Origin of the sequence: Saccharopolyspora terrae (assembly GCF_004348435.1) — a bacterium.
In the GTDB taxonomy this organism is placed as follows: domain Bacteria; phylum Actinomycetota; class Actinomycetes; order Mycobacteriales; family Pseudonocardiaceae; genus Saccharopolyspora; species Saccharopolyspora endophytica.
Genome location: NZ_SMKS01000002.1, coordinates 1 through 24,618, shown reverse-complemented (window position 1 = coordinate 24,618; position 24,618 = coordinate 1). Strand labels below are relative to the sequence as shown.

Annotated in this window: 18 protein-coding genes and 1 pseudogene; 5 read left to right on the top strand and 14 right to left on the bottom strand. The window is 70.2% G+C overall.

Features of this window, described 5'->3' with window-relative positions; all coding sequences use genetic code 11:
* Positions 1-82: 82 nt before the first annotated feature.
* Positions 83-2,672 (top strand): annotated as a pseudogene (locus E1181_RS01975) (PQQ-dependent sugar dehydrogenase).
* Between the two features lie 9 nt (positions 2,673-2,681).
* On the opposite strand, the gene E1181_RS01970 reads toward E1181_RS01975, so the two are convergent.
* The 13 genes from E1181_RS01970 to hxlB all read right to left on the bottom strand — a co-directional run bounded on the left by E1181_RS01970 (position 2,682) and on the right by hxlB (position 18,700).
* The gene (locus tag E1181_RS01970) at positions 2,682-3,176 is read right to left on the bottom strand and encodes a MarR family winged helix-turn-helix transcriptional regulator (protein WP_132672133.1); all 495 of its coding nucleotides are present in this window, start codon (positions 3,174-3,176) and stop codon (positions 2,682-2,684) included.
* A complete protein-coding gene (locus E1181_RS01965) occupies positions 3,173-4,666 on the bottom strand; it encodes an acyl-CoA synthetase (protein ID WP_132672132.1) in 1,494 nt (497 codons plus the stop codon). Before E1181_RS01965 ends, E1181_RS01970 begins: the two co-directional genes overlap by 4 nt.
* A gap of 22 nt (positions 4,667-4,688) precedes the next feature.
* Positions 4,689-5,525 (bottom strand): p-hydroxycinnamoyl CoA hydratase/lyase, encoded by an 837-nt coding sequence (locus E1181_RS01960; protein ID WP_132672131.1) that lies wholly within the window; start codon positions 5,523-5,525, stop codon positions 4,689-4,691.
* Between the two features lie 18 nt (positions 5,526-5,543).
* Positions 5,544-6,998: a benzaldehyde dehydrogenase gene (locus E1181_RS01955; RefSeq protein WP_132672130.1), complete on the bottom strand. Its 1,455-nt coding sequence runs from the start codon at positions 6,996-6,998 to the stop codon at positions 5,544-5,546.
* Positions 6,999-7,167: 169 nt separating this feature from the next.
* Positions 7,168-8,145: a class I fructose-bisphosphate aldolase gene (locus E1181_RS01950; RefSeq protein WP_132672129.1), complete on the bottom strand. Its 978-nt coding sequence runs from the start codon at positions 8,143-8,145 to the stop codon at positions 7,168-7,170.
* A gap of 372 nt (positions 8,146-8,517) precedes the next feature.
* A complete protein-coding gene (locus tag E1181_RS01945) occupies positions 8,518-8,859 on the bottom strand; it encodes a LytTR family DNA-binding domain-containing protein (protein WP_165939886.1) in 342 nt (113 codons plus the stop codon).
* A 288-nt stretch (positions 8,860-9,147) separates the two neighbouring features.
* Positions 9,148-10,833: a PQQ-dependent dehydrogenase, methanol/ethanol family gene (locus E1181_RS01940; RefSeq protein WP_132672127.1), complete on the bottom strand. Its 1,686-nt coding sequence runs from the start codon at positions 10,831-10,833 to the stop codon at positions 9,148-9,150.
* A 14-nt stretch (positions 10,834-10,847) separates the two neighbouring features.
* Entirely contained in the window at positions 10,848-11,309 is a 462-nt protein-coding gene (locus E1181_RS01935; protein ID WP_132625630.1) for an MSMEG_3727 family PQQ-associated protein, read from the bottom strand.
* Positions 11,310-11,798: 489 nt separating this feature from the next.
* On the bottom strand, positions 11,799-14,018 hold the full coding sequence (gene katG / locus E1181_RS01930) for a catalase/peroxidase HPI (protein WP_132672126.1): 2,220 nt from the start codon (positions 14,016-14,018) through the stop codon (positions 11,799-11,801).
* Positions 14,019-14,041: 23 nt separating this feature from the next.
* Positions 14,042-15,442 (bottom strand): DNA-binding protein, encoded by a 1,401-nt coding sequence (locus tag E1181_RS01925; protein ID WP_132672125.1) that lies wholly within the window; start codon positions 15,440-15,442, stop codon positions 14,042-14,044.
* 273 nt (positions 15,443-15,715) lie between these two features.
* The gene (locus E1181_RS01920; protein ID WP_132672124.1) at positions 15,716-17,071 is read right to left on the bottom strand and encodes an ATP-dependent 6-phosphofructokinase; all 1,356 of its coding nucleotides are present in this window, start codon (positions 17,069-17,071) and stop codon (positions 15,716-15,718) included.
* Entirely contained in the window at positions 17,068-18,048 is a 981-nt protein-coding gene (gene glpX / locus E1181_RS01915; RefSeq protein WP_132672123.1) for a class II fructose-bisphosphatase, read from the bottom strand. The genes E1181_RS01920 and glpX overlap by 4 nt, the downstream gene beginning before the upstream one ends.
* 46 nt (positions 18,049-18,094) lie before the next feature.
* Positions 18,095-18,700, bottom strand: a complete 606-nt coding sequence (gene hxlB / locus E1181_RS01910; RefSeq protein ID WP_132672122.1) for a 6-phospho-3-hexuloisomerase — start codon at positions 18,698-18,700, stop codon at positions 18,095-18,097.
* Positions 18,701-19,176: 476 nt separating this feature from the next.
* Here hxlB and hxlA point away from each other — a divergent pair, with 476 nt between their 5' ends.
* The 3 genes from hxlA (at position 19,177) to tkt (ending at position 22,322) form a co-directional block, all read left to right on the top strand.
* Positions 19,177-19,803, top strand: a complete 627-nt coding sequence (gene hxlA, locus E1181_RS01905; protein WP_132672121.1) for a 3-hexulose-6-phosphate synthase — start codon at positions 19,177-19,179, stop codon at positions 19,801-19,803.
* A gap of 79 nt (positions 19,804-19,882) precedes the next feature.
* A complete protein-coding gene (locus E1181_RS01900; RefSeq protein WP_132672120.1) occupies positions 19,883-20,149 on the top strand; it encodes a hypothetical protein in 267 nt (88 codons plus the stop codon).
* Positions 20,150-20,198: 49 nt separating this feature from the next.
* Entirely contained in the window at positions 20,199-22,322 is a 2,124-nt protein-coding gene (gene tkt, locus E1181_RS01895; protein WP_207921970.1) for a transketolase, read from the top strand.
* 13 nt (positions 22,323-22,335) lie between these two features.
* On the opposite strand, the gene E1181_RS01890 is transcribed toward tkt, so the two are convergent.
* A complete protein-coding gene (locus tag E1181_RS01890; RefSeq protein WP_132672119.1) occupies positions 22,336-23,514 on the bottom strand; it encodes an LLM class flavin-dependent oxidoreductase in 1,179 nt (392 codons plus the stop codon).
* Positions 23,515-23,647: 133 nt separating this feature from the next.
* Between E1181_RS01890 and E1181_RS01885 the strand changes: the two genes are divergently transcribed.
* Positions 23,648-24,439, top strand: coding sequence for a thioesterase family protein (locus tag E1181_RS01885; RefSeq protein WP_165944491.1), 792 nt, complete (start codon positions 23,648-23,650; stop codon positions 24,437-24,439).
* Positions 24,440-24,618 lie beyond the last annotated feature (179 nt).

The following is a 24,618-nucleotide window of genomic DNA, read 5'->3' as shown; positions in this document are numbered from 1 at the left end:
TGCGGGGATTGTCTCGCTGGGGTGAGCTTCCATGATCAACCGAAAACGATGGGCCGCGAGCGCGGTGCTGTGCGTCCTCGCGATGGCCGCCGGGCTGTTGACGCCGGCGCCGCCGGAGGCCGCCGCCGTTCCCGTGCTGCCGCCGGGATTCGTGTTCCGCGACCAGCCGAGCGGGCAAGCCGCCTTCGACCTGACGGACTTCACCTTCCTGCCGGACAACAGCGCCCTCAGCACCGGCAAGCAGGGCAAGGTCGCCTGGGTGTCCACCGGCGGGAAGGTCAACACGCTGGCGACGCTGCCGGTGGACACCGCCCAGGACCTCGGGCTGGTCGGCGTCGCCGCCGCGCCCGACTACGAGACGTCCCGGCAGATCTACCTCGCGCGCGGTGCCGGACGCCGCCGACGGCTTCCTCCTGCGGCTCTCCCGCTGGACCGTTGAGGGCAGCCCCGAACCGACCCGGATCGTCGACGAGCGGGTGATCTTCGAGACCAAGAGCTTCTCCGACGTGCACGCCATCACCGGCATCATCGCCGCGCCGGACGGCACGCTGTGGGTGTCCATCGGCGACCTGGCCGACTACCGGTTCACCGACCCCGCCGCGTTCCAGACCTTCAACCTGGACTCGCCCGCGGGCAAGATCGTGCACATCACGCCGGACGGCCGAGGGGTGGCGAGCAACCCGTTCTTCCAGTCGTCGAACCCGTCGTCGTGGCGAAGCCGCGTCTACGCCAGCGGTTTCCGCAGCCCCTTCCGGCTCTCGATCGACCCGTCCACCGGGACGCCGATCGTCGGCGACGTCGGCTACGGCACGTGGGAAGAGGTCGACTTCGTGCGCCCGGGCCAGAACTACAAGTGGCCGTGCTGGGAGGGGAACCACCCGGCTCCCGGGTACGCCGACCGGCCGGAGTGCGCCAACGTCGCCAACACTCCCCCGGTGTGGGAGTACCACCACGGCAGCGGCGTCGACGAGGGCAACAGCGTCACCGGCGGCATCATCTACCAGGGCGAGAGCTACCCGGAGTCCTACCGGGGCGCGTACTTCTTCGGCGACTACAGCCAGCGCAAGCTCTGGACGCTGCGGCTCGACGCCCAGGGTGCGCTGGTGCAGCGACCGCAGAGCCCGCCGCTGGGAACCGACATCGGCGGTCCGGTGAAGTTCGAAGCGGCGCCCAACGGCGACATCGTCTACGCCGACATCTACAGCGGATCGCTGCGCAGGCTCAGCTACTCCGCGGCCAACAACCCGCCGGTCGCGGCGGCCACCACGACGAGCGATCCGGCCACCCGCACGGTCACCTTCGACGGTTCGGGCTCGATGGACTTCGACGGTGACGCCCTGCGCTACGACTGGGACTTCGGCGACGGCACCACCGCGACCGGGGTGCGCACCACGCACACCTACGCGCCGGGAACCGAGCGGTTCACCGCGACGCTGACGGTGCGGGACCCGCTCGGCGCCTCCGACCAGGTCGACGTCGTGGTCGTCCCCTCCAACCACTCACCGGAGCTGACGCTGACACCGCCCGCGCAAGCGGACTTCGCGGTCGACGACCCGATCAGCCTCTCGGCCGACGCCACCGACGTCGAGAACGGCCCGCTGGAGGTGACGTGGACGAGTTCGGTCGTGCACTGCGCCGAGGAGACGACGTGCCACGACCACCCCGGCCCCGGCGCGCAGGGCCCGGTGTTCGACACCGCGTTCACCGCGCACCCGGACGCGCGGATGACGTTCACCGCCACCGCGACCGATTCCGAGGGCGTGTCGTCGTCGACGACCTACACCGCACTGCCCCGCGAGCACCTGCTGACCCTGACCAGCAACATCCCGGCGGTGCTGCAGATCCCCACCGAAGGCGGGGCCAGCTCGGCGATGGTCACCGAGGGCGCGAAGCTCGACGTGCTGGCAGCCGAAACGGCCACCGATGGCGGGTCGACGTTCACGAGGTGGACCGACGGGCCGACCGCGCGCTCCAGGTTCATCACGATGGGCCCCGCCGACCAGACCCTCAACGCCGAGTACCGGTCCGCGATCGACCAGCGGTACGACTCCGACCCCGGGCTGCGCACGCTCATGGGCGCGCCGACGGGACCGGAGATCACCGACGGCCCGGTGCACTACCGGACCTACCAGAACGGCAGGCTGTACTGGAGCTCGGGAACCGGGGTGCACGAGGTGCACGGCGGCAACCTCGCCAAGTACCTCGAACGCGGCGGGCACGCCTTCTTCGGGGCTCCGACCACCGACGAGACCGCCACACCCGACCAGGTCGGCCGGTACAACCACTTCGCACTGGGCGCGTCGATCTACTGGACGTCGCAGACCGGGTCGCACGCGGTGTGGGGTGCGATCCGCGAGCAGTGGAGCAGGCTCGGCTGGGAAGCCGGACCCATCGGCTACCCCACCACCGACGAGACGGCCACGCCGGACCAGGTGGGGCGCTACAACCACTTCAGCAAGGCCGCCTCGATCTACTGGACGCCGCCGACCGGTGCGCACGAGGTGTACGGCCGGATCCGCGAGCGGTGGGTGGCGCTGGGCTGGGAGCGCTCGTACCTGGGTTATCCGACGACCGGCGAGTTCTCGGTCTCCGGGGGCAGGCAGAACAACTTCCAGCACGGCTTCATCCGCTGGATCGCCAGCAACAACTCGGTCATCGACAGGCGGTACTGACCCACCGGCTCAGGTGGTCTCCTCGTGACCGCTCAGCGCCGTGTACCCGGCGACGAGGCTCTGCCGGAACGCGGCTCGCTGGTCTTCGGGGATCGCGCCGAGCACCTCGTTCTCGATCGCCTCGATCAGCGAGTCGCAGCGCCGCAAGACCTCGCGACCGGATTCGGTCAGCGAGATCAGCAGCACCCGCCGGTTGTCGGGATCGCGGTGGCGCTCGATGTGCCCGCGATCCTCCAGCCAGCGCACCATCTCGTTCATGGTCTGCGGGGTGACGAACGAGCGGCGGGCGAGCTGGGCGGAGCTGAGGCGGTCGCGATGCCGCAGCGCGGTGAGCGCCGTGAACTGCAAGGTGGTCAGACCGTGCGGGCGCAGCGCCTCGTCCATCCGCGCCCGGATCGCCAGCTCCAGGCGCTTGACGAGGTAGAGGGTGCGCGGTTCGGCGTTGTCGTGGCTGGTCACCGACACATCATCGCGCACGTTCGCGGTGGCTCGCTCGGGTGTCATGCCAACCGCTCCCGCACCGACGCCTTCTGGACCTTCCCGGAACCCGTGCGCGGCAGGTCGTCCCAGAACTCCACCTGCTTGGGCACCTTGTAGCCGGCGAGGTGGCGCCGCAGGTGCTCGTGGATCTCCTCACCGGTGGCCCGCGCTCCTGCGCGCAGGACGACCACGGCACGCGGGACTTCGCCCCACTTCGGGTCGGGCACGCCGACGACGGTGCACAGCTCGACCGCCGGGTGCTCGTAGAGCGCGGCCTCCACCTCGGCGGGGTAGATGTTCTCCCCACCCGAGATGATCATGTCCCGGATCCGGTCGACGACGGTGAAGTGGCCTTCGTCGTCGACGGTGGCGACGTCGCCGGAGTGCATCCAGCCGCCCGCCAGCGCCTCGTCGGTGGCCTCGGGCCGGTTCCAGTAGCCGAGCATGACGTTCGGGCCGCGCACCACGACCTCCCCCGGCTCGCCCGCCGCGACCGGCTGACCGGCGCGGTCGACGACGCGGACGTCGGTGAAGAACGACGGCACGCCCGCCGAACCCGCCTTCTCGCGCGCCGCTGCGGGATCGAGGATCAGCGCTCCCGGCGAGGTCTCGGTCATCCCGTAGCCCTGGACGAACGCCAGGTCCCGGTCCAGGTAGCGGCGGATGGTGGCCTCCGGGACCGGCGATCCGCCGCACAGCAGGGTGCGCACGCTGGAGAGGTCCGCGCTCGCCCACTCCGGCCGGGCGCTGATCGCGTCGTACATCGCGGGCACGCCGAACAGCAGCGAAACCCGGTGGCGTGCGATCAGCTCCAAGGCCTCACCCGGGTCGAACGAGCTCATGAGCACCGCGGTGCCGCCCTTGAGCAGCGTGGGCAGGCAGGTCATCCCGAGCGCCGCGGTGTGGAACAGCGGCGCGGCGACGAGGGCGACCTCGGAACCGGACAGGTCGGACTCGACCAGCACGTTGACACAGTTCCACGTCAGGTTCCTGTGGCTGAGCACGGCACCCTTCGGGCGGCCGGTGCTGCCCGAGGTGTACATGATCAGGCACGGGTCGTCGAGCCCGACGGGTTCGTCGACGGGCTCGCCCGCTCCGCCCGCCAGCGCCTCGTAGGAGTCCTCGTCTATGACGAGGCGTTCCCGCAGCACCGGTGTCGCCGCCGCGTCGACGGAGGCTCCCGCCGACGCGGCGTGGACCAGCACCGACACTCCCGCGTCGGTCAGCACGTGCGCGAGTTCGGGCACCGCAAGCCTGGTGTTGACCGGGACGAACACCGCTCCGAGGGAGGCCGCGGCGAACAGCGCTTCCAGGTAGGCGGGGTGGTTCGGGCCGAGGTAGCCGACCCGGTCACCGCGCCGCACCCCGAGGTCGCGCAGACCTCGCGCGAGCGCGGCGGTGCGCCGCGCCAGATCGGCGTGGGTGTCCTGGCGCTCGCCGTGGATCAGCGCCACCCGGTGCGGGGTCATCCGAGCTCGTCGCACCGGCCAGGACCCCAGTCCCTCGTCACGCATCGCTCAGCCTCCCGCAGGCAGCTCAGTCGTTGGAGTAGGCGGACAGCCCTGGGCGGTAGGACTTCTCGTCCAGGAACTGGGTCATGCCCTTCTCCCGGCCGTTGGCCTCGTCGAGGAACTGGGACTGCTCCAGCTTGGCGTAGAGGTAGTCCTCGGCGTGCTCCCACGGCATGTCGCGCGAGACCTTGTAGCCGACCTTGGCCGTGCGCAGCACCACCGGGTTCATCGAGGCGAGCTTGAGCGCGAGCTCGCGGGTGCGCTCGCGCAGCCGGTCGGCCGGGACCGCCTCGTTGACCAGGCGCATCTCGGCGGCGCGGCGGCCGTCGAAGGTCTCGCCGGTCATGATGAAGTACAGCGCGTCGCGCTGGCTGACGGTCGCGGCCAGCGCCCGGGCGACCACGCCGCCGGGCGGGATCCCCCAGTTGATCTCGGACAAGCCGTACTGGGCCTGCTCGTCGGAGATGGCCAGGTCGCAGGCCACCAGCGGGGTGAAGGCGCCGCCGAAGCACCAGCCGTTGACCATCGCGATGGTCGGCTTGGACCAGTTGGCCAGCCGCTTCCACTGCCACTCCGCGCTCGCCCGGCGCACCCGGATCTGCAGCGCCGGGTCCCCGGACTCGTCGACCTCGCGGAAGTACTCCTTGAGGTCCATGCCCGCAGACCAGGACTCACCTGCGCCGGTGAGCACCAGGACCTTGCAGCGCGGGTCGCCTTCGAGGGCGTCGAGGGTGCGGACCATCTCGTCGTTGAGCGTCGGGTTCATCGCGTTGCGCTTCTCGGGGCGGTTCAACGTCACCCACGCGATCCCCTCGTCGAACTCGACGAGAACGGTGTTTCCCCAAGGGGTTTCAGAAGACATGGTGCTCCTCGCTGACAATCAGAACGGGTACTGGGCCGCTTCGGACCGGACGGTGATCCACTGCGTCTCGGTGAACGCCTCGACGTTGGCCCGCGCACCGCCGACCCGGCCGATGCCGGAGGCTCCGACACCCCCGAACGGGACGGCGGGATCGTCGTTGACGGTCTGGTCGTTGATGTGGACGAGCCCGGTGGGAACGCGGTCGGCCAGCGCGAGGCCGGCGGCGGGGTCGGAGGTGATGATGCCGAGGCTGAGCCCGTACTCGGAGTCGGCGGCCATCTCGGCGGCCTCGTCGGCGGTGTCGAACGGCCGAACGCTCGCGACCGGGCCGAAGACCTCCTCGGCGTAGGCGGGGATGCCGGGGTGGCAATCGGCCAGCACGGTCGGCCGGAAGAACGGGCCGCTCGCCTTGCCACCGGCGACCAGCCGGGCACCGGCCGCCACGCTGCGGTCGACGAGATCGGTGACGTGGGCGAGCTGGCCGTCGTCGATGATCGGGCCGAGCACGACGTCTTCGGTGAACGGGTCCCCGACGGGCAGCGCTTCCGCCTTCTCGGCGAGCTTCTCGACGTAGCGGTCGTAGAGCGAGCGGTGCACCAGGTGGCGGCCGGTGGCCATGCAGATCTGGCCCTGGTGCAGGAAGCTCCCGAACGCCCCGCAGGACGCGGCGGCGTCGAGATCGGCGTCCTCGCAGACGATCAGCGCGCTGTTCCCGCCGAGCTCCAGGTGCGCGCGCTTGAGCAGCTCACCGGCGCGGGCACCGACGGAGCGCCCGGCCCGGGTGGATCCGGTGAAGGAGATGATCGGCACTCGCGGGTCGTCGACCAGCGCGGCACCGGAGTCCGCACCGCCGGGCAGCACCTGCAGCACTCCCTCGGGCAGACCGGCTTCCTCGAAGACGCGGGCGATGACCACGCCACCGCACACGGCCGTGCGCGCATCGGGTTTGACGACGACGGCGTTGCCGAGCGCCAGCGCGGGTGCCACCGATCGCATCGACAGCAGCAGCGGGAAGTTGAACGGCGAGATCACGCCGACGACACCGGCCGGAACGCGGCGCTGCACGCTGAGCCGCGCGCCGTCGGGCAGGAGTTCGCCGTGGGGAGCCGAGGTCAGCGCGGCCGATTCGGTGCACTCCCCCGCCGCGCCTTCGATCTCGATCCCGGCCTTGAGCCGGACCGACCCGGACTCGCGCACGATCCACTCGGTGATCTCACCGGCGTGCTGGGTCAGCAGGTCCGCCGCGCGGCGCAGCACGGCCGCGCGCTGGGCTGGAGGTGTCGCCGCCCAGTCCCGCTGCGCCCGGGTGGCGCGCTCGACGGCGGCGGTGACGTCGCCGGCCGCGGCCAGTCCGACGCTGCCCAGCACCGCCGAGGTGGCCGGTTCCCGGACTTCGCCCACCCCGGCCGAACCTCCGGTCCACCGACCGGTGAAGAGCTTGCCCTCCCAGATCGACGAGTCGAGAAGTGCCACCAGAACCCCTTCGCAGGTAATCATCAGGTTCCCTGATTGTTGCGAGGAGATCTTGTTCCGGCGAAGTCCTTCATCGCAAGAAGATGTGATCTGGCGCACTCGGGCATGCGGTCGCCGCGTCACAGCCCGAGGGCGGGCCCGGATGTCGCCGGGCCCGCCCTCGGGTGGGTCAGCGGGCCGCGGCGTTCGCCACGGCGCGGTCCGACAGCGCTCGCTGCGCGTCTTCCCACCGGCTCGCGTCGCCGCGCCAGGTCTCCAGCGCGGGACCGACCAGCGCGCGCCCGAACGAGTAGGTCAGCTCCCAGGGCAGCGGGCCGCAGTTCTGCATGGCGCCGAGGTGGCGGGTCGCCAGCTCCGGGCTCTGCCCGCCGGAGAGGAACGCGATGCCCGGCACCTCCGGCGGGACCGTCTCGCGCAGGGTGTCCACTGTGGTCTGCGCGACCTCCTCGATCCCGGGCTGCTGCGGGCAGTCCTTGCCCGCGACCACCATGTTGGGCTTGAGGACCATGCCGTCGAGCCGAACCTGCATCAGGGCGAGCTCGTCGAACAGCGCCCGGAGCACCACCCGCGTCACCTGCTGGCACCGGGCGAGGGTGTGGTCGCCGTCCATCAGCACCTCGGGCTCCACGATTGGCACCAGCCCGCCTTCCTGGCAGAGCCCGGCGTAGCGCGCGAGCCCGTGCACGTTCGCGCGGATCGAGCGCTCGGTGGGACGTCCGCCGCCGATGGTGATCACCGCGCGCCACTTGGCGAAGGTCGCCCCGAGGCCCACGTACTCGGCGACGCGGTCGCGCAGGCCGTCGAGCCCTTCGGTGACCTTCTCGCCGTCGGCCCCGGCCAGCGGCTTGGCCCCGGTGTCGACCTTGATGCCGGCCAGGATGCCCATGTCCGCGAGGGCCGCGGGGAAGGTGCGCCCGTCCGACAGCTCCTGCCGCAGGGTGTCGTCGGCCAGGATGATCCCGCTGATCGAGTCGGCCAGATCGGGTGTGGTGACGATCAGTTCGCGGTAGGTCCGCCGGTTCTCGTCGGTGGGAGCCACGCCGACGCCTTCCAACCGGGAGGACATCGTGGAGATGCTCTCGTCCGCGGCGAGCACTCCCCGCCGGTTGGAGACCATCCTGTGAGCGATTTCGTTCAAGGTAGCCATGTTCCGCCTCGCCTCCTAGCGCGCCGCGCGAATGCACTGCCGACAAGCATCCGCTGCCGACGTGAGATGTGCCCGATGTGCAAGGCTGCACGCCTGGCGAAGCCCCGGTCAACGCGCCGAGCACGAAGCGCCCACCCCGTGGCACGAACGGTTGTCAACACCTTCCGGACGGATCGATCAGATCAATTCCATTGCACGATCCAGTCGGCACGCGTATTCTTCACCTGTCGACAAAAACAGCTTGTTTTCCAATGCTTTTGGTGCATCGAACACGTGCGACCGCACCCGCTCCGCAGCACGGCGCCCACTGTGGACGGAAGAGGCCGTGATCGCAGAACGGGTGCGGCAGCGAGAGATCGAGTTCTCCTAGTGCTAGAGCCCGAGGGCTTCGGTGACGAACTTCGCGCGCCGGCGCGAGACCGGCACGACCCACCCGTAGTTCTCGACGGTGAGTTCGAGTTCGCCACCGTCCTTGCGCGTCACTTCGCGGACGCGGTTGAGGTTCACCAGGTAGCTCCGGTGCACCCGCACGAACCCGCAGGCCGCGTACTTGTCGTCGATGTTGTCGATTCCATCGGTCGCGCACCGGAAGCGCCCGAGATCGGTTCTCAGCCAGACGGCCCTCCCGACGGATTCGGCCACGATCACCTCGGCGATGTCGAACAGGACCTGCCGGTCCCCTCTGATGCCGACAACACGTCGCGTCTCACCCAACGCATCCTCCCGTTGCAGTGTTCCGGAAGCCACCCGCTCGTCCGACCCCGTCCAGGACGCGGTGCCCGGACCTGCCCGATCAACGGTGTTCCCGCGATGTACCAACGGGTTTCGGCGGACGGTCCACGTGATCCGTCCGCCAGCCCGCGTCTCACCTGATGAACTAGGCGCGAGGTGAGGGAGGCCTCCGGGCGGTGCGGGCGTCGTGCGCTCGCACCCGACCGGAGGTCTCCTGCTTCACCCCACCGCACCGCCGATCGCGGTGCGGTCGTCACTCCTGCCCGCCGGTCAGTCCGGCAGCGCGAACACGATCAGCGCGCTGCCGTGGCCCGCGCCGAGCATGCCGGGGATGATGCCCTCCAGCCAGCCGCCCCAGCCGACCGGTACGGCGACGTACTGCTTGCCGTCGACCGAGTAGGTCATGGGGCTGCCGTGGTGGCCGCTCCCGCACTGGAACTTCCACAGCTCCTCGCCGGTCCGGGCGTCCAGGGCCAGGAACTCGCCCGTCGGCGTGCCGGCGAACACGACGTCACCGGCGGTCGCGAGCACCGAGGAGGCCATCGGGTACGGGTTGCGCCAGCGCCACTTCTCTTCCCCGTGGGAGTCGAACGCGCTGACCGACCCGGCCATGTTGTCGATGTCCACCTGCACGGCGGCACCCCAGTACGGCATGCCTTCCTTGAACTCGCGACGACGCCTGGTCGCGGTCGCGCCCACGTCGGCGACCGGCACGTAGAACATGTCGGTGCGCGGGCTGTAGGCGGCGTGCGTCCACTCCTTCGCACCGGCCGGGCCGGGGTAGAAGTGGACGGGCTCGCCCTCCTTGTCCGGGTACTTCCTGGGCGTCACCTTGCCGTCGCGGGTGATGGTGCCCCAGTCGATCCGGTCGACGAACGGCGTCACGTGCTGCAGCTCGCCGTTGGTGCGGTCGAGCACGAAGAAGTAGCCGTTCTTGTCGAAGTGCCCGAGGAGCTTCTTCCCGTCCCGCTCGAACAGGGTCATCTCCATGGTGGAGTCGTAGTCCCACAGGTCGTGCGGGGTGAACTGGTAGTGCCACCGGATCTGGCCGGTGTCGACGTCCACCGCGACGACGCTGTCGGTGTAGAGGTTGTCGCCCTCGCGCACCGCGCCGTCGAAGTCGGGCGCCGGGTTGCCGGTGCCCGCGTAGTACAGGTTCGTCTCGGGGTCGTAGGTGCCGGTGACCCAGTGGTTGGCACCGCCGCGCGCCCACGCCTCGCCGTCGGCCGGCCAGGTCTCCGAGCCCGGCTCACCGGGCTTGGGAACGGTGTAGCAGCGCCAGCGCTGCTCACCGGTCTCCAGGTCCCAGCAGTCGATGTGCCCGCGCACGCCGAACTCGCCGCCGGCGCTGCCGGTGATGATCGTGTCCTTGATGACCAGCGGTGCCAGCGAGGCGCTCTCGCCCGCGCGGACGTCACCGATGGTCTTCTCCCAGACCTTCTCGCCGTTGGTCGCGTCCAGCGCGAGCAGGTGGGCGTTGGGGGTCACGAAGTAGACCTTGCCGTTGGCCACCGCGGAACCGCGGTTGACGTTGCCGCAGCACAGCGAGACGTCGAAGGGAACCGCGTGCTTGTAGCGCCACAGCTGCTCACCGGTCTTGGCGTCCAGGGCCCAGAACCAGCCGTCCCAGCCGGTCACGTACATGACGCCGTCGACGACCAGCGGACAGGTCTCGAAGGCGTAGGTCGAGGCACCGGCGATCTGCCCGGAGGTTCCCGCCTGGAAGATCCAGGCCGGCCCGAGTCGCTTGACGTTCTCGGTGTTGATCTGGTCCAGCAGGCTGTACCGCTTGCCGTCGTAGTCGCCGTAGTAGGTGATCCAGTTGTGCGATTCCGAGCGCGCGTTGAGGATGCGCTCGTAGTCGATGTTGTCGGTGACGGCGGGAGCGGTGCCGGAAACGGCGCTCAGCGCTCCGTGGTCGATCGCGTCACCGGCGTCAACGTATTCGACTGTCATCAGTTCGATCCTCTCTACCGGCGGGGCTGGTCGGGGCGGTCGAGACGGGCTTCCGGCGGCACCTCGCCGAGCACCACGATGGCGGCGGTCAGGCCGCGGCCCTCGTCGTTGCCGCCCGGGGAGCTGTACCAGTAGTAACCGGGGCCGTCCAGGTTGAGCTTCGCCCGGCCCTTCGAGTGGTTGAGCAGCCAGATGAACTTCTTGTCGCCGTTGCTCGGGAGCAGGCAGGCGTGCGTGTTCTTGTCGTCGTTGATGATCGTCAGCTCGACGTCACCACCGTGCGGAAGCACGAGAATCGCCGGGTCCCAGCAGATCTCGTCCTCCCTGATCCGGATGGTCGCCTCCATCGTGCCGTCGGCCCGCTCGGTGGCCCGCAGGATGTTGCCGGTGCCCAGCACGCGACCGATCGCTGCGCTGTTCTGCGCGTCCAAGCCGAGTTCACTCAGAAGGTCTTCACGCTCTTGGGTTGACGTCATTGGACCTCACCTCCTCGTTCGAATCCCGATTCCGGATCACTCACGCCACGTCGACGTGCTCGCGGAACGCGGACACGGTCGTCGCAACGGCGCGGGACGAAAATCAGCTGACACCAGCGCATCTCGGCTGAATCAGCGTTTCCCGCCACAGGTGTTCGCCGGCCCGGTCAACGGCGGTTCCGAATGTGATCGCCAGGCCTGACCGCTGTTCGATTCACCCTGTGATACTCATCAATTTTACGGTTCCCGCAACGGCTCCGGAAGAGCTGACCGCTAACCGGTGAGCGTGCACCGCTCGCACGGAATCAACTACCGCCCAACGGAGTTCGTCCCCGGAGGGGACCCGATGACCAGTCCAGCGAGGCCCGTTCAGCAATCGGAGAACCCGTTGCGGGGAATCGATTCACCGCCGAATTCCGCCTGACAGAAGCCACCTTCGGGCGCACTGATATCAGTTTCAAGGACGATTTCCCCCGAATGCGAGTGGCGTCAGCGCATTTCCGGTCGGCCGAGGTTCATGACCTTGTCCCAGGCCGACGCGAAATCGCGCGAGAACTGCTCCGGCTCGGCTGCGTAGAACTCCGCGAGAGCGCGCAATTCGGAGTGCGAACCGAAGACGAGGTCGACCCGGCTCGCCGTCCACCGGAGTTCTCCGGTGGCGCGGTCACGCCCTTCGAAGGTGGTGGCGATCCCGCGCGTGACCGACCTCGGTGTCCACTCGACGTTCATGTCGAGCAGGTTGGTGAAGAAGTCGTTGGTCAGCTCGCCCGGCCGGTTCGTGAGCACTCCGAGCGGCGTGCCGCGGTGGTTGGCGCCGAGCGCGCGGAGTCCGCCGATGAGTGCCGTCATCTCGGGGGCGCTCAACCGCAACTGGTTCGCGCGGTCGATCAGCAGGTGTTCGGCCGGGAGCTGCGGTTTCCCGCTGACGTAGTTGCGGAATCCGTCCGCGGTGGGTTCGAGCGCGGCGAAGGAGTCGACGTCGGTCCACTCCTGGGTGGCGTCGGTGCGTCCTGGGGTGAAGGGCACCTGAACGCCGTTGGCCGCGCGTTCGATCGCCGCGCAGCCGGCGAGGACGATGAGGTCGGCGAGCGAAACCCGCTTGGACCCGGCGTGTTCGGCGTTGAACTCCTGCTGGATGCCCTCCAGCGCGACCAGCACCGGCCCGGTGGTGCCGGGGTCGTTGGCTTCCCAGCGGCGTTGGGGTTCGAGGCGGATGCGGGCTCCGTCGGCGCCGCCGCGCTCGTCGCTGTGGCGGTAGGTGGACGCGGAGGCCCAGGCGGTGAACACCAGCTGCGGGAGCGGGATTCCGCTGGCCGCGATGCGGTTCTTGAGGTCGGTGATGTCGGCGTCGTCGATGAGGTCGTGGTCGACCTCGGGCACCGGGTCCTGCCAGATCATCCGTTCCGCCGGGACCAGCGGCCCCAGGTAGTTGTGCCGGGGGCCCATGTCGATGTGGGTGAGCTTGAACCACGCTCGCGCGAAGGTGTCGGCGAGCTCGTCGGGACGGGCGAGGAACCGGCGGGCGATCGGTCCGTAGCCGGGGTCCTCCTGCAGCGCGAGGTCGGTGGTGAGCATCGTCGGCGTGTGCCGCTTCAACGGGTCGTGCGGGTCCGGGGCCGTGCCGTGCCCGTGGCCCTCGCTGGGCACCCACTGCCAGAGCCCGGCCGGGCTGAGCACGACGTCCCACTCGTAGGCGAAGAGGGTTTCCAGGAACGAGTTGTCCCAGCGGGTCGGGGTGGGCGTCCAGATCCCCTCCAGCCCCGTCGAGATCGCGTCCGGTCCCTTGCCGGTTCCGTAGCTGTTCCGCCAGCCCAGACCTTGTTCCTCCAGGCCCGCGCCCTCGGGTTCGGCTGCGAGGTGGTGCAGATCGGCGGCGCCGTGGGTCTTGCCGAAGGTGTGTCCGCCGACGATGAGCGCGACGGTCTCCTCGTCGTTCATCCCCATCCGCCGGAACGACTCCCGGATCGCCCGGCCCGCCGCGATCGGATCGGGCAACGTCGAGGGCCCCTGCGGGTCGACGTAGATCAGGCCCATCTCGTCCGCCGCGAGGGGCTCCTGAAGATCCCGAACACCGGTGTGGCGCTCGTCTGCCAACCAGGCGCGCTCCGGGCCCCAGTAGACGTCGGCTTCGGATTCCCACACGTCCTCGCGGCCACCCGCGAAACCCAGCGTCGTGAAGCCCATGGACTCCAGGGCGCGGTTGCCGGCGAAGACCATGAGATCGGCCCAGGAGATGCTGCGGCCGTACTTCTGCTTGACCGGCCACAACAACCGCCGTGCCTTGTCCAGGTTGCGGTTGTCGGGCCAGCTGTTGGTCGGTGCAAAGCGCTGCATCCCCGTGCTCGCCCCACCTCGGCCGTCGCCGATGCGGTAGGTCCCCGCGCAGTGCCACGCCATCCGCAGCACCAGCGGCCCGTAGTGCCCGAAATCGGCCGGCCACCAGTCCTGCGAGGTCGTCAGGACCTCGTCGACGTCGCGGGCCACCGCGTCCAGATCGAGCTTCGCGAACTCCGCCGCGTAGTCGAAACCAGCTCCCAGCGGGTTCGCCGCAGGATGGTGCTTGGCCAGGATCCCCAGGTCCAGCCGACCCGGCCACCAGTCGCGGTTGTCCCCACCCGCCGACGGATGGTTCCGGGACCGCTCGACGCGCCGTCGCACGCTCTGGTCGTAGTTCCGCGTGACCGCCACCGCATCCGGGTTCTCCGGCATCGCGCACCTCCCTCCCGGTGACCTCAGATGCCCAGTTCGCGCCGCACCGCCGGGGCGTTCCGCCGCGACACCGGCACCATCGCGTTCGCCTGGCCGTCCATCACCAGCGCCAGTTCGCCCTTGAAACCGCGCTCGACCTCCCGGACGCGGTCGAGGTTGACGACGTACTGCCGGTGCACGCGGAGGAATCCGCTGCCGCCGAGCTCTCGTTCGAGCTTGTCCAGCGCGGGCGTCGCCGCGCGCAGGCGCCCCTGGTCGGTCGACAGCCAGACGTCGTTGCCCTCCGACTCGGCGAAGGAGACCTCGGGCGGGCGCAGCAGCACCATCCGGTTCTCCCTGGTCGCGACGATCCGCGGCGCGTGGCCCGGGCCGCGGGAACCTCCCCCGCTGTCCGAGCGCGGCAGCTGCTCGCCCTCGGAGAGCCCGAACGACACGAGGTTGCCGACCAGGTGCCCGGACAGGAACACCGGCCGGAAGCTGATCGGCGTCGGATCGTCGGCGAGGTGCGTGAAGACCTGCGTGGACCCGACCCACGCGGGGTTGTGCGACGCCTGCTTGGCGGCGTACCGGGCGGCCTTGATCAACTCCGGCAGCCTCGGGTTCCACCGCACCGCCGGGTCGGGCGCGGGCGTCGCGCTCGGCACGCCGAGCAGCACGCTCGCCTTGTCGTCGGCGATCACCACGCGTCCCGCGGGATCCAGCGCGGCCACCGACGCGCCCGACCGAGAACGCGCGTGGTTGTAGGCCGCGACCAGCTCCGCACCGGCATCGCGGGCGCGGCGCCGGAGCATGAACTGCGTCCTGCTGGCGGCGTTGCTCAACCACGCACCCGCGGCCTTCGGGAGCTCGCTGCGCCAGCACGAGATGTTGAGGACCGCGACCGGCTCCTTGGTCACCACGTCGCGCACCGCCACGCCCGCGCAGGTCCAGTCGTGGAACGCCTGGCACCAGTGCTCAGCACCCCTGATCACCACGGGAGACGTCGTCTCCAGCGCGGTTCCCATGCCGTTGGTGCCGGTGGCGCACTCCGACCAGCAGTACCAGGGCGCCAGGTTGGCCTTGGCGGCGAAGGAGCGCGTGGCCTTGTCGCCCCATTCGGCCAGGACCCGGCCGGAGGCGTCGGCGACCGTCACGACGCCACCGATGTTGCTCACCTCGTCCACGACCGAGGCCGCGCGGAAACCCAGCTCGGCGAACACGACGTCGTGCTCCAGCGCGTGGTCGACGTCGGCCGTGGCGACCGGGGCCTCGGTCAGCGAGGGGTCGACGCCGTACTGGTCGCGGCAGCGGTGCCAGGACAGCGCCACCTCCGGCCGCACGCCGTGGACGTCGTCCTCGCCCCGCACGAAGCGCTCCCACGCCTCGTACACCGTGGCCTTGCGCGGTTTTCGGGCCGGGAGGTCGAGCCGGTGCATGTCTACCATCTGGGGACCGCCTTTGGTCTTCTCACCAACCCGGAACGCGTGCGGACGTGGGAACTCCCGCACCGGGACGAACCGCGTCGCGCGGACGGCCCGCTCGTGGTGAGCACGTCACGAATCCCGAGGCGAACGGGCGTTTGAGGGTCTCGCGCTCCGGCCTTGGTGACCTCGGGCCGAAAGCTACGTCGTGCGAGATTCGCGGGGCAAGCAGAACGCGACGACCGCTGGCGAACGGCGCACGAGCGGCAGCCCGGCGACAACCAGCGGTGGTCCGGGTCACCTCTCGACGAGCAGCGGCTGCTGCTGGCCGAGGTGGCCGGTCGCTTCGAGCACCGACATCCACAGGTCGCCGTCCGGATCGACCTGGTTGCGGTGGCTGATGATCAGCGGCATCGGCACGTGCACGAACCGCCGCCGCCAGCGCACCACCGCGGTCTCCGTGCGACCGGCCATGGCCGCGTGCACCGCGGCGTGGGCCAGGCGCAGGCAGTAGACGCTGTCGTAGGCGTTGGCGGTCACGCTGCGGATGGCGTAGCTCGGATCGATGTAGCGCACCGTCGGCGCCAGCCCTGCCGCCGTCAGGTGCGCGGTGATGGTCTCCCGGAGCAGCCCTCCGATGTCGCCGAGCTTGGCGTTGCCGGAGGCGTCGGTGGCGCCGCCCTCCAGCAGGCCGCGCTCGGCGAGCAGGTCCTGCCCCGCTCCCTCGGCGACGACGATGACCACGAAGCCCTTCGACCGGACGTGCCGCTCGACGCGGGCCAGCAGCCCGTCCTCGCCCTCCAGGGCGAAGGGGACCTCCGGGATGAGGACGATGTCCGCCGCGTTGCGGGCCAGCGACGCGTAGCAGGCGATGAACCCGGAATGCCGGCCCATCAGCTTCACGATGCCGATCCCGTCCGGACTGGCCGCGGCCTCGATGGAGACCGAGGAGATGAAGTTGGCCGCCTGCGCGAAAGCGCTCTGGAAGCCGAAGGACTGGTCGGTGTAGGGCAGGTCGTTGTCGATCGTCTTGGGCACACCGATGACGGCGATGTCCAGACCGCGCGCCCGGATCGCCGCGGCGAGGTTCGTCGCGGCGTTCATGCCCCCGTCCCCGCCGATGACGAACAGGACGTTGATGCCGCGCAGCAGGAGGCTGTCGACCATCTCCTCCGCGTCCTGCGCGCCTCGCGAGCTGCCCAGGATGGTGCCGCCCGCGTTGTGGATGTCGCGCACGCGGTCCGGGGTCAGCTCGATGGTGTCGTCGCGGTGCCGGGCGGTCAGGCCCCGGAGCCCGTTGCGGAAGCCGACGATGCGCTTGACGTCGTACTGCACGGTCAGCTCCTGCACCAGGCCGCGGATGACGTCGTTGAGCCCGGGGCACAGCCCGCCGCAGGTGACGATGCCCGCGGTGACCTGAGCCGGGTCGAAGTAGATCTTGCGGCGCGGACCGGCGGCCTCGAAGCTCGGCAGGTCCTCGGGCGGGAGGCCGTGCTCGGCGAGCATGGACACGGTGTCCTCCAGCAGGACCCGGTCGCCCTCGGCCACGTAGTGCGGGGAGGTCCGCTTGGCGGCGAGCATCGCGGACAGCGGTGAGTCGTGGCGGCATTCGCCGAGGTGGCGGACCCGCAGGTCGTCCAGGTGCAGCGTCATCGGATCCCACCCCTGTTCGGATGCGCGCCGGTGTGCGCGATGCGGCGCACCTGGCCGCTGGAGATCAGCATGGACTCGGCGAGCACCGCGCCCTCGGACTCCCGGGGACGGCTCAGCAGCGACCCGCCGGTGACGCCGGTGGCGGCGAACAACGCGTCGCCGCCGACGAGCTCGTCGCAGGTGTAGACGCGGTCGACGTCCATGCCCGCCGCGCGGATGGCGGCCGCTTCCTCCTCGCGCTGCGGGGCGAGGCGGCCGAGCATGTCTCCGCCCAGCGCGCGGACCGCCGCAGCGGTCATCACGCCCTCGGGCGTGCCGCCGATGCCGAGCAGCAGGTCGGCGTCGCCGGTGGGCAGCAGCACTTCGAGACTGCCGGCGACGTCGCCTTCGGCCGGGGTGTGCACGGACGCTCCGGCTCGCAGCAGCCGTGCGATCAGCTCCTGGTGGCGCGGCTTGTCCATGACGACCACGCGCAGCCGGTTGATCGGCTTGCCGAGGGCGTGAGCGACGTTGGCCAAGGTCCGCTCGGGCGTGTCGGCGAGGTCGACGACGCCCTTCGCCCGCGGCGGGACCACGATCTTGTCCATGTAGAAGCCGGGACCGGGCGACCAGAGCGTCCCGGGTTCGGCGAAGGCGATGGTGGCCATCGCGCCCGGGTGGTTCTTGGCGCAGAACGAGGTGCCTTCGAGCGGGTCCACGGCGATGTCGAAGTCCGGGCCGCAGCCGTTGCCCACCGTTTCGCCGTTGTAGAGCATCGGAGCCTCGTCCTTCTCGCCTTCCCCGATGACGACCGTTCCCCGGCCGGGGGCGTCGGCGAGCACCTGGCGCATGGCCTCGGTCGCCGCTGCGTCGGCGGCGTTCTTGTCGTGCCGCCCCACCCAGGCGCGGCTGGCGATCGCCGCGCTGTGCGTGGCGGCCAGCGCGATCGCCTCCAGGGTGCGGACGTCGGTGCGGGTTCGCTGTGCGGTCCGGTGCATCTCGGGCTCCTCGGTTCGGCTGCCTGCCTGCGTCGTGCAGCTCCGGTCACTCCAAGTTCGCGTGCAGCCGCCACAGGTCGCGGGCCTGCACTCCGCTCGACCGCCACAGCGCGTGGAACAGCGCGTCGCTGAGCAGCAGCACGGACTGCTCGAACAGGCTCCCCGCGTACTGCTCGGACGCCTGGCCCTCGAAGTCCTGCTTGTCGGCGGCGGGGATGACCAGCACCTCGGTCGCGAGCTTGGCCAGCGGCGAGTCGGGCGCGGTGGTCAGCGCGATGACGTTCGCCCCTTGGCCGCGCGCGGTTTCGGCCGCCCGCACCACGCGGGAGGTGGCGCCGGATCCCGACGCGGCGACCAGGACGTCACCGCTGCCGATCGCCGGTGCGGTCGTCTCCCCCACGACGTGTGCGGAGAGCCCGAGGTGCATGAAGCGCATCGCGGCCATCTGCAGGGCCAGTCCGCTGCGCCCGCCGCCGACGGTGAACACCGCCGTCGCGTTGAGCAGCATCTCCCCGGCGCGGGCCCAGGCCGCGGGCTGGACGTCCCGGCGCACGCGGTCCACCTCGCCGCTGATGGCCAGCGTCGCGTAGCTGAAGTGCGGCGGGTTGAGCCTGTCGCCGATGTTCTGGTCAGCGGTGTCCGTTCCGGTCATCTGAGCCACTCCCCACTGCGTTCGTCGAAGAACTCCAGGCGCTCGTCGGCGATCGTGAAATCGCGCGTTCCCATTCCTGGATTCCGCCCTCGTCGCGAATCCGCGGTTCCCGCGGTCGCATTTCCGGGACGCATTCTGCGGTTGTGAGACTGCACGGACGCCCAGACCCGGTCAACACCAGCTGTCACGAACAGGCACCCGGGCGGAACGAACGGCCCTGAAATCCGCTCAAACGGCCGTTATCGCTCGTCAGCGGACTGGAGATCACCATTTCAGCGTCCTCGGCGCACTACCGGAATTGCCTTCTGGAAGGGCGTTCCGGCCGTTTGTTCCGCCGTGGCATCCGTTCGTTCCTCCGCCGTTGACCGCGTTGTGGAGATCGGTGCACTGTCACAGGCCGTTGCACGTTTTCCGAAAGCGCGGAACCGATCGGAAGCGCTGGAATCCGCCGAGCACCACGAATTGAGGAGATTGCCGTGAAGCTGCAGGTAGCACTGGACGTCGCCACCCTCGAAGACGCGCTGACCCTGGCTCGCCAGACCGCGGATTACGTGGACATCCTCGAACTGGGCACGCCGCTGATCAAGGCCGAGGGGCTCGACGCGATCAAGGCGATCAAGGCCGCGCACCCGGACAAGCTGGTCTTCGCCGACATGAAGACCGCCGATGCCGGTGAGCTGGAGGCCGACCTCGCCTTCGCCGCGGGCGCCGACCTGGTCACCGTGATGGGCGCCGCCGACGACGACACCGTGCGCGGGGCGGTCGCCGCCGGCCGCAAGCACGGCAAGGACGTCGTCGCCGACATGATCACCGTGGTGGCCGACCGGGTGGCCCGCATCCGCGAGGTGTCGAAGATGGGCGTGTCGTTCGTGGAGATCCACGCCGGGCTCGACGAGCAGGCCAAGCCCGGTTACACGATCCAGACGCTGCTCGACGACGGGCGCCAGGCCGGGGTTCCGTTCTCCATCGCCGGCGGCATCAAGGCCGAATCCATCGCGGCCGTGCAGGACGCCGGTGCGACCGTCGCGGTCGCCGGTGGCGCGATCTACAGCGCGAAGGACCCGGCCGCGGCTGCGAAGAACCTCAAGAGCCTCATCCGCTGACCGCACCACGACCACGGCACGGCCGGGAGTGGCCGAGCGCCCTCCCGGCCGGACGTCGTGGCGGGAGAAGGGAAGTGACATGGGAAGTTCCCACGGAGATGCGGACCTGCGCGAGGCGCAGCGACACCTGCTGCTGGACGCCGCGGCGGTGATGCGGCGGCGCCACGCGCGCGGCGGCGACGGCGACACGTCCCCGAACGCGGCCGAAGCGCTGGCCAACGTCCTGGAGGGCGTCGCCAGGTCCGAACCGGCCCTCCACGAGATCGACCGGGACGAGGCGATCGCGCTGGCGCACCGCCTCGTCGACGACGACCATCCCGAGCTCTCCCGGATGTGGCCTGCCTGACCATCCGCGGCAGATCTCCGCCAACACCGAGCATCAGGAGTGCGCGTCCATGATCGCGAACCAGCCCACCGCCCAGCACCGGGTGAGCGACGAGCTCGACCGGTTGACCACCGCACACCTGCCCGACGACTGGACCGACCTGGACCGGCGCGCGATCGACACCGCCCGCGTGCTCGCCGCCGACGCCGTGGAGCGGTGCGGCAGCGGGCACCCCGGCACCGCCATGAGCCTGGCACCGGTCGCGCACGCGCTGTTCCAGCACGTCATGCGGCACGACCCGAACGACCCCGGGTGGATCGGCCGCGACCGCTTCGTGCTCTCGGCAGGGCATTCGAGCCTCACGCTGTACGTGCAGCTGTTCCTGTCCGGTTACGGCCTGGAGCTCGACGACCTCAAGGCGCTGCGCACGTGGGGCTCGCTCACCCCGGGCCACCCGGAGCACGGCCACACCGCGGGCGTGGAGACCACGACCGGCCCGCTGGGCCAGGGACTGGCCAACGCGGTGGGCATGGCGATGGCCGCGCGCCGCGAGCGCGGCCTGCTGGATCCCGAATCCGCGCCCGGTGACAGCGTTTTCGACCACCACGTCTACGTGATCGCCTCCGACGGCGACATCGAGGAGGGCGTGACCTCCGAGGCGTCCTCGCTGGCCGGCACACAGCAGCTGGGCAACCTCACGGTGATCTACGACGCCAACGAGATCTCCATCGAGGACGACACGAGGATCGCGCTGTCGGAGGACACCGCCAAGCGCTACGAGTCCTACGGCTGGCACGTCGTCACCGTCGACGGCGGCGAGTGCGTCACCGGCATCCTCGACGCGCTGGCGGCCGCTCGCGCCGAGAGCGAGCGGCCGAGCCTCGTCGTGCTGCGCACGGTCATCGGCTATCCGGCACCGACGAAGATGAACACCGGCAAGGCCCACGGCGCGGCGCTGGGCGCCGAGGAGCTGGCGCAGGTCAAGGCGCTGCTGGGCTTCGACCCCGAGCGGTCGTTCCAGGTCGACGACGAGGTGCTGGAGCACACCCGCGCCGCCGCCGAACGCGGCAGGGCCGCCCACGAGAAGTGGCAGATCGCCTTCGACGCGTGGGCGGCCGGGAACCCCCGGCGCAAGGCGCTGCTGGACCGCATGCAGGCCCGCGAGCTGCCCGCCGGGTGGGCCGACGGGCTGCCCAGCTGGGAGCCCGACGAGAAGGGCCTCGCGACCCGCAAGGCGTCGGCGGAGGTGCTGGCGTCCCTGGCCGAGGCGCTTCCCGAGCTGTGGGGCGGTTCGGCCGACCTGGCGGAGAGCAACAACACGACGATGAAGGGCGCGGACTCGTTCGGGCCGGAGAGCATCTCCACCGGCACGTGGAACGCCCAGCCCTACGGGCGAACGCTGCACTTCGGGGTCCGCGAGCACGCGATGGGTTCGATCCTCAACGGCATCGCGCTGCACGGTGGCACCCGTCCCTACGGCGGCACGTTCATGGTCTTCAGCGACTACATGCGCCCCGCCGTGCGGTTGGCGGCGCTGATGCGGCTGCCGGTGATCTACGTGTGGACGCACGATTCGATCGGGCTCGGCGAGGACGGCCCGACGCACCAGCCGGTCGAGCACCTGGCGAGCCTGCGCGCGATCCCCGATCTGGCGGTCGTGCGCCCGGCCGACGCCAACGAGACCGCTGCGGCGTGGAAGACCGCGCTGGAGAACCCCGACGGCCCCGCCGGCCTGGCGCTGACCCGCCAAGGGGTGCCGACGCTGGAGGGCACTGACCCGCGAGGCGTCGCCCGCGGCGGTTACGTGCTCGCCGAGGCCTCGTCCGGCAGTCCCGAGGTGCTGCTGATCGCGACCGGGTCGGAGGTGCAGCTGGCAGTGGCGGCCAGGAAGTCCCTGGAGGACGGGGGAATCCCGACGCGCGTGGTGTCGATGCCGTGCGTGGAGTGGTTCGACGCGCAGGACGAGTCCTACCGCCGGTCCGTGCTGCCCCCGTCGGTGCGCGCGAGGGTCGCGGTGGAGGCGGGCATCGCCCAGCCGTGGCACCGCTTCGTCGGCGACGCGGGCGAGATCGTCTCGCTGGAGCACTTCGGCGCCTCGGCCGACCAGCAGAGGCTGTACGCCGAGTTCGGCATCACGGCCGAAGCCGTCACGACCGCGGCGCGGCGCTCGTTGAACGCGCTCCGGGCGGGCTGAGCCCGGCGCCGGTTCAGCCGTCGGCGACCTCCTTGGCGTACTTCTCCGTCATGTGCTCCACGGCCGCCAACTGCTGCTGGGCGTGATCGCTGCGGGTGTCGCGGGCGCGCTCCTTGGCTCGCACGGTCGACTCGTGGTGGCTGATGCCGTGCCCCTGGAAGTGCGGGAGGACGTCCTGCGCGATGAGTTCGTAGGAGCGCTTCGTGGCCTCGGGGTTGGCCCACTCGTGGGCTAGCAGCAGCATCGCGCCGAAGCCGCCGGACTGGTCGGCGAGGCGCTGCACCTGCGCGCGGGCGTCCTCCGGCGTGCCGATGGCGCCGATGCCGGCCTCGTTGATGAAGTCGATCATCTCGCGGATGTTCGTGCCGTCCACGGCCATCTGCGGGAACGCGGCCACCTTCTGGAAGTAGGTGAACCACTGCTCGATGCCGTGCTCGACGTCCTTGTACGCCTGCTCCCGGGTTTCCGCGATGTGCATGAGCCCGACCAGCCGCCACCCGGAGCGGTCCGGCGCGGGCTGCCCGAAGTGGGTGGCCCGCTCCTCCACCACGCTCCAGTGGTGCGCCAGCGCGTCGAAACCCTCCTGGGTGAGCGTGGCACCGATGGACAGCAGCCCGGCACCGTGACGGCCGGCCAGCCGGGGGCCGGTGGGCGAGGCGACTGCGGCCACGGCGACGTCGAAGCGGGGCTCGGTGTAGGGCCGCAGCTGAAGCCGGGCGTCGACCAGCTTGTGCGTCGGGGTCTGCTCGGTGACGGTCTCACCGGCCAGCAGCCGCATGATGATGTCGAAGTTGAGGTCGAGCAGTTCGCGCGTGTCGGTCGGGTTGAGCCCGATCATCGCCGAGTCGGTGGGCAGCGACCCGGGGCCCACGCCGAGCATCGAACGACCCCTGGTCAGGTGGTCGAGCATGACCATCCGGTCGGCCACCCACAGCGGGTTGTGGTAGCTGACGGAGGTCACGCCGGTGCCGAACTTGATGTTGCGGGTGCGCTCGGCGGCCGCGGCGATGAAGATCTCCGGAGAGGCGATGATCTCGCTGCCCGCGGAGTGGTGCTCGCCGATCCACGCCTCGTCGAACCCGATGTCGTCGAGGTGCTCCATCAGCAGGAGGTCGCGCTGCATGGCCAGCGTCGGGTTCTGCCCGGCCGGGTGGAAGGGGGCGAGGAAGACCCCGAACCGCAACCTGCTCATGACCGTCTCCTTCGTCCGCGATCAGCTCGAGTTCGTAACCCAGGTCACATCATCGGCTGATCCTTTGCAAGCCGCACGCCGCCGCGGATCGAGATGCGTTCCGGAACCCGTTCGAGCAGGTAACCTTCCCGGCATGGGTTCCTTCACCGAGGCGACGACCACGACGGAGCTCCGCGACGGGGTCTACGAGTCCACATTGGACAAGGAGTGGTCGCTCGGGGAGAACCCGCACGGCGGGTACATGATGGCGCTGCTGACCAAGGCCGCGCTCACCACCGCCGGCCGCACCCATCCGCTGGCCGTCAGCACGCACTTCCTGCGCTCACCGGACATCGGCGCGGTCGAGCTGCACACCGAAGCGGTCAAGCGCGGGCGGCTGTACACCACGGTGCACGCCCGCATGGTGCAGAACGGCAAGTCCTGCATCGAGGCCACGGTCACGGCGGGCGAGATCTCCGACGCCGCGCACGAGTGGGAAGCCCACCAGCAGCCCCCGATCACACCGTTCGACGAGTGCGACGAGCACCGCACCCCGGCCGAGAACCTGCTCGGCCACATCGACGTGCGACTCGACCCGCACGCCACGGCATTCCTGCGCGGCGAGACCTCGGGCGACGAGGTGCGCGGCTGGATGCAGCTCACCGACGGCACCGGCTTCGACCCGCTGTCGCTGATCGTCGCGGTCGACCTGCTCCCACCCACGGTGTTCGGCCTGGGCCACGGAGGGTGGTGCCCCACCGTCGAACTGACCTACCAGCTGCGCGCACTCCCCGCGCCCGGCCCGATCGCCGCCTACACCCGCTGCGACGCGCTGAGCGCCGACGGCTGGTTCAACGAGGACGCGGTCGTCTACGACTCCCGAGGCCGCCTGGTCGCCCAGAGCCGCCAACTCGCGCTCTCGGGAAACGCCCTGAACAACCGCTGACCGACGTCGACCACACCCGAGGAACCCGGAATACCGCCGTAATCGGGTGACGGATTACTGCGGTATTCCGGGTCCTGATTACTGCGGTGTTCCGGGTCTCCGACGTGCTAGAGGTCGAGGAGGCGGCGGGCTTCTTCGCGCATCTCGACCTTGCGGACCTTGCCCGTGACCGTCATCGG

What these genes read in the sequence shown, in the direction of transcription:
- E1181_RS01960 (WP_132672131.1), bottom strand. Translation starts at nt 5,525, where the DNA reads ATGTCTTCTGAAACCCCTTGGGGAAACACCGTTCTCGTCGAGTTCGAC.
- tkt (WP_207921970.1), top strand. Translation starts at nt 20,199, where the DNA reads ATGATCGCGAACCAGCCCACCGCCCAGCACCGGGTGAGCGACGAGCTC.
- E1181_RS01885 (WP_165944491.1), top strand. Translation starts at nt 23,648, where the DNA reads ATGGGTTCCTTCACCGAGGCGACGACCACGACGGAGCTCCGCGACGGG.
- glpX (WP_132672123.1), bottom strand. Translation starts at nt 18,048, where the DNA reads ATGCACCGGACCGCACAGCGAACCCGCACCGACGTCCGCACCCTGGAG.
- E1181_RS01950 (WP_132672129.1), bottom strand. Translation starts at nt 8,145, where the DNA reads ATGGCTACCTTGAACGAAATCGCTCACAGGATGGTCTCCAACCGGCGG.
- E1181_RS01965 (WP_132672132.1), bottom strand. Translation starts at nt 4,666, where the DNA reads ATGCGTGACGAGGGACTGGGGTCCTGGCCGGTGCGACGAGCTCGGATG.
- E1181_RS01890 (WP_132672119.1), bottom strand. Translation starts at nt 23,514, where the DNA reads ATGAGCAGGTTGCGGTTCGGGGTCTTCCTCGCCCCCTTCCACCCGGCC.
- E1181_RS01940 (WP_132672127.1), bottom strand. Translation starts at nt 10,833, where the DNA reads ATGACAGTCGAATACGTTGACGCCGGTGACGCGATCGACCACGGAGCG.
- hxlB (WP_132672122.1), bottom strand. Translation starts at nt 18,700, where the DNA reads ATGACCGGAACGGACACCGCTGACCAGAACATCGGCGACAGGCTCAAC.
- E1181_RS01935 (WP_132625630.1), bottom strand. Translation starts at nt 11,309, where the DNA reads ATGACGTCAACCCAAGAGCGTGAAGACCTTCTGAGTGAACTCGGCTTG.
- katG (WP_132672126.1), bottom strand. Translation starts at nt 14,018, where the DNA reads ATGCCGGAGAACCCGGATGCGGTGGCGGTCACGCGGAACTACGACCAG.
- E1181_RS01925 (WP_132672125.1), bottom strand. Translation starts at nt 15,442, where the DNA reads ATGGTAGACATGCACCGGCTCGACCTCCCGGCCCGAAAACCGCGCAAG.
- E1181_RS01970 (WP_132672133.1), bottom strand. Translation starts at nt 3,176, where the DNA reads ATGACACCCGAGCGAGCCACCGCGAACGTGCGCGATGATGTGTCGGTG.
- E1181_RS01920 (WP_132672124.1), bottom strand. Translation starts at nt 17,071, where the DNA reads ATGACGCTGCACCTGGACGACCTGCGGGTCCGCCACCTCGGCGAATGC.
- E1181_RS01900 (WP_132672120.1), top strand. Translation starts at nt 19,883, where the DNA reads ATGGGAAGTTCCCACGGAGATGCGGACCTGCGCGAGGCGCAGCGACAC.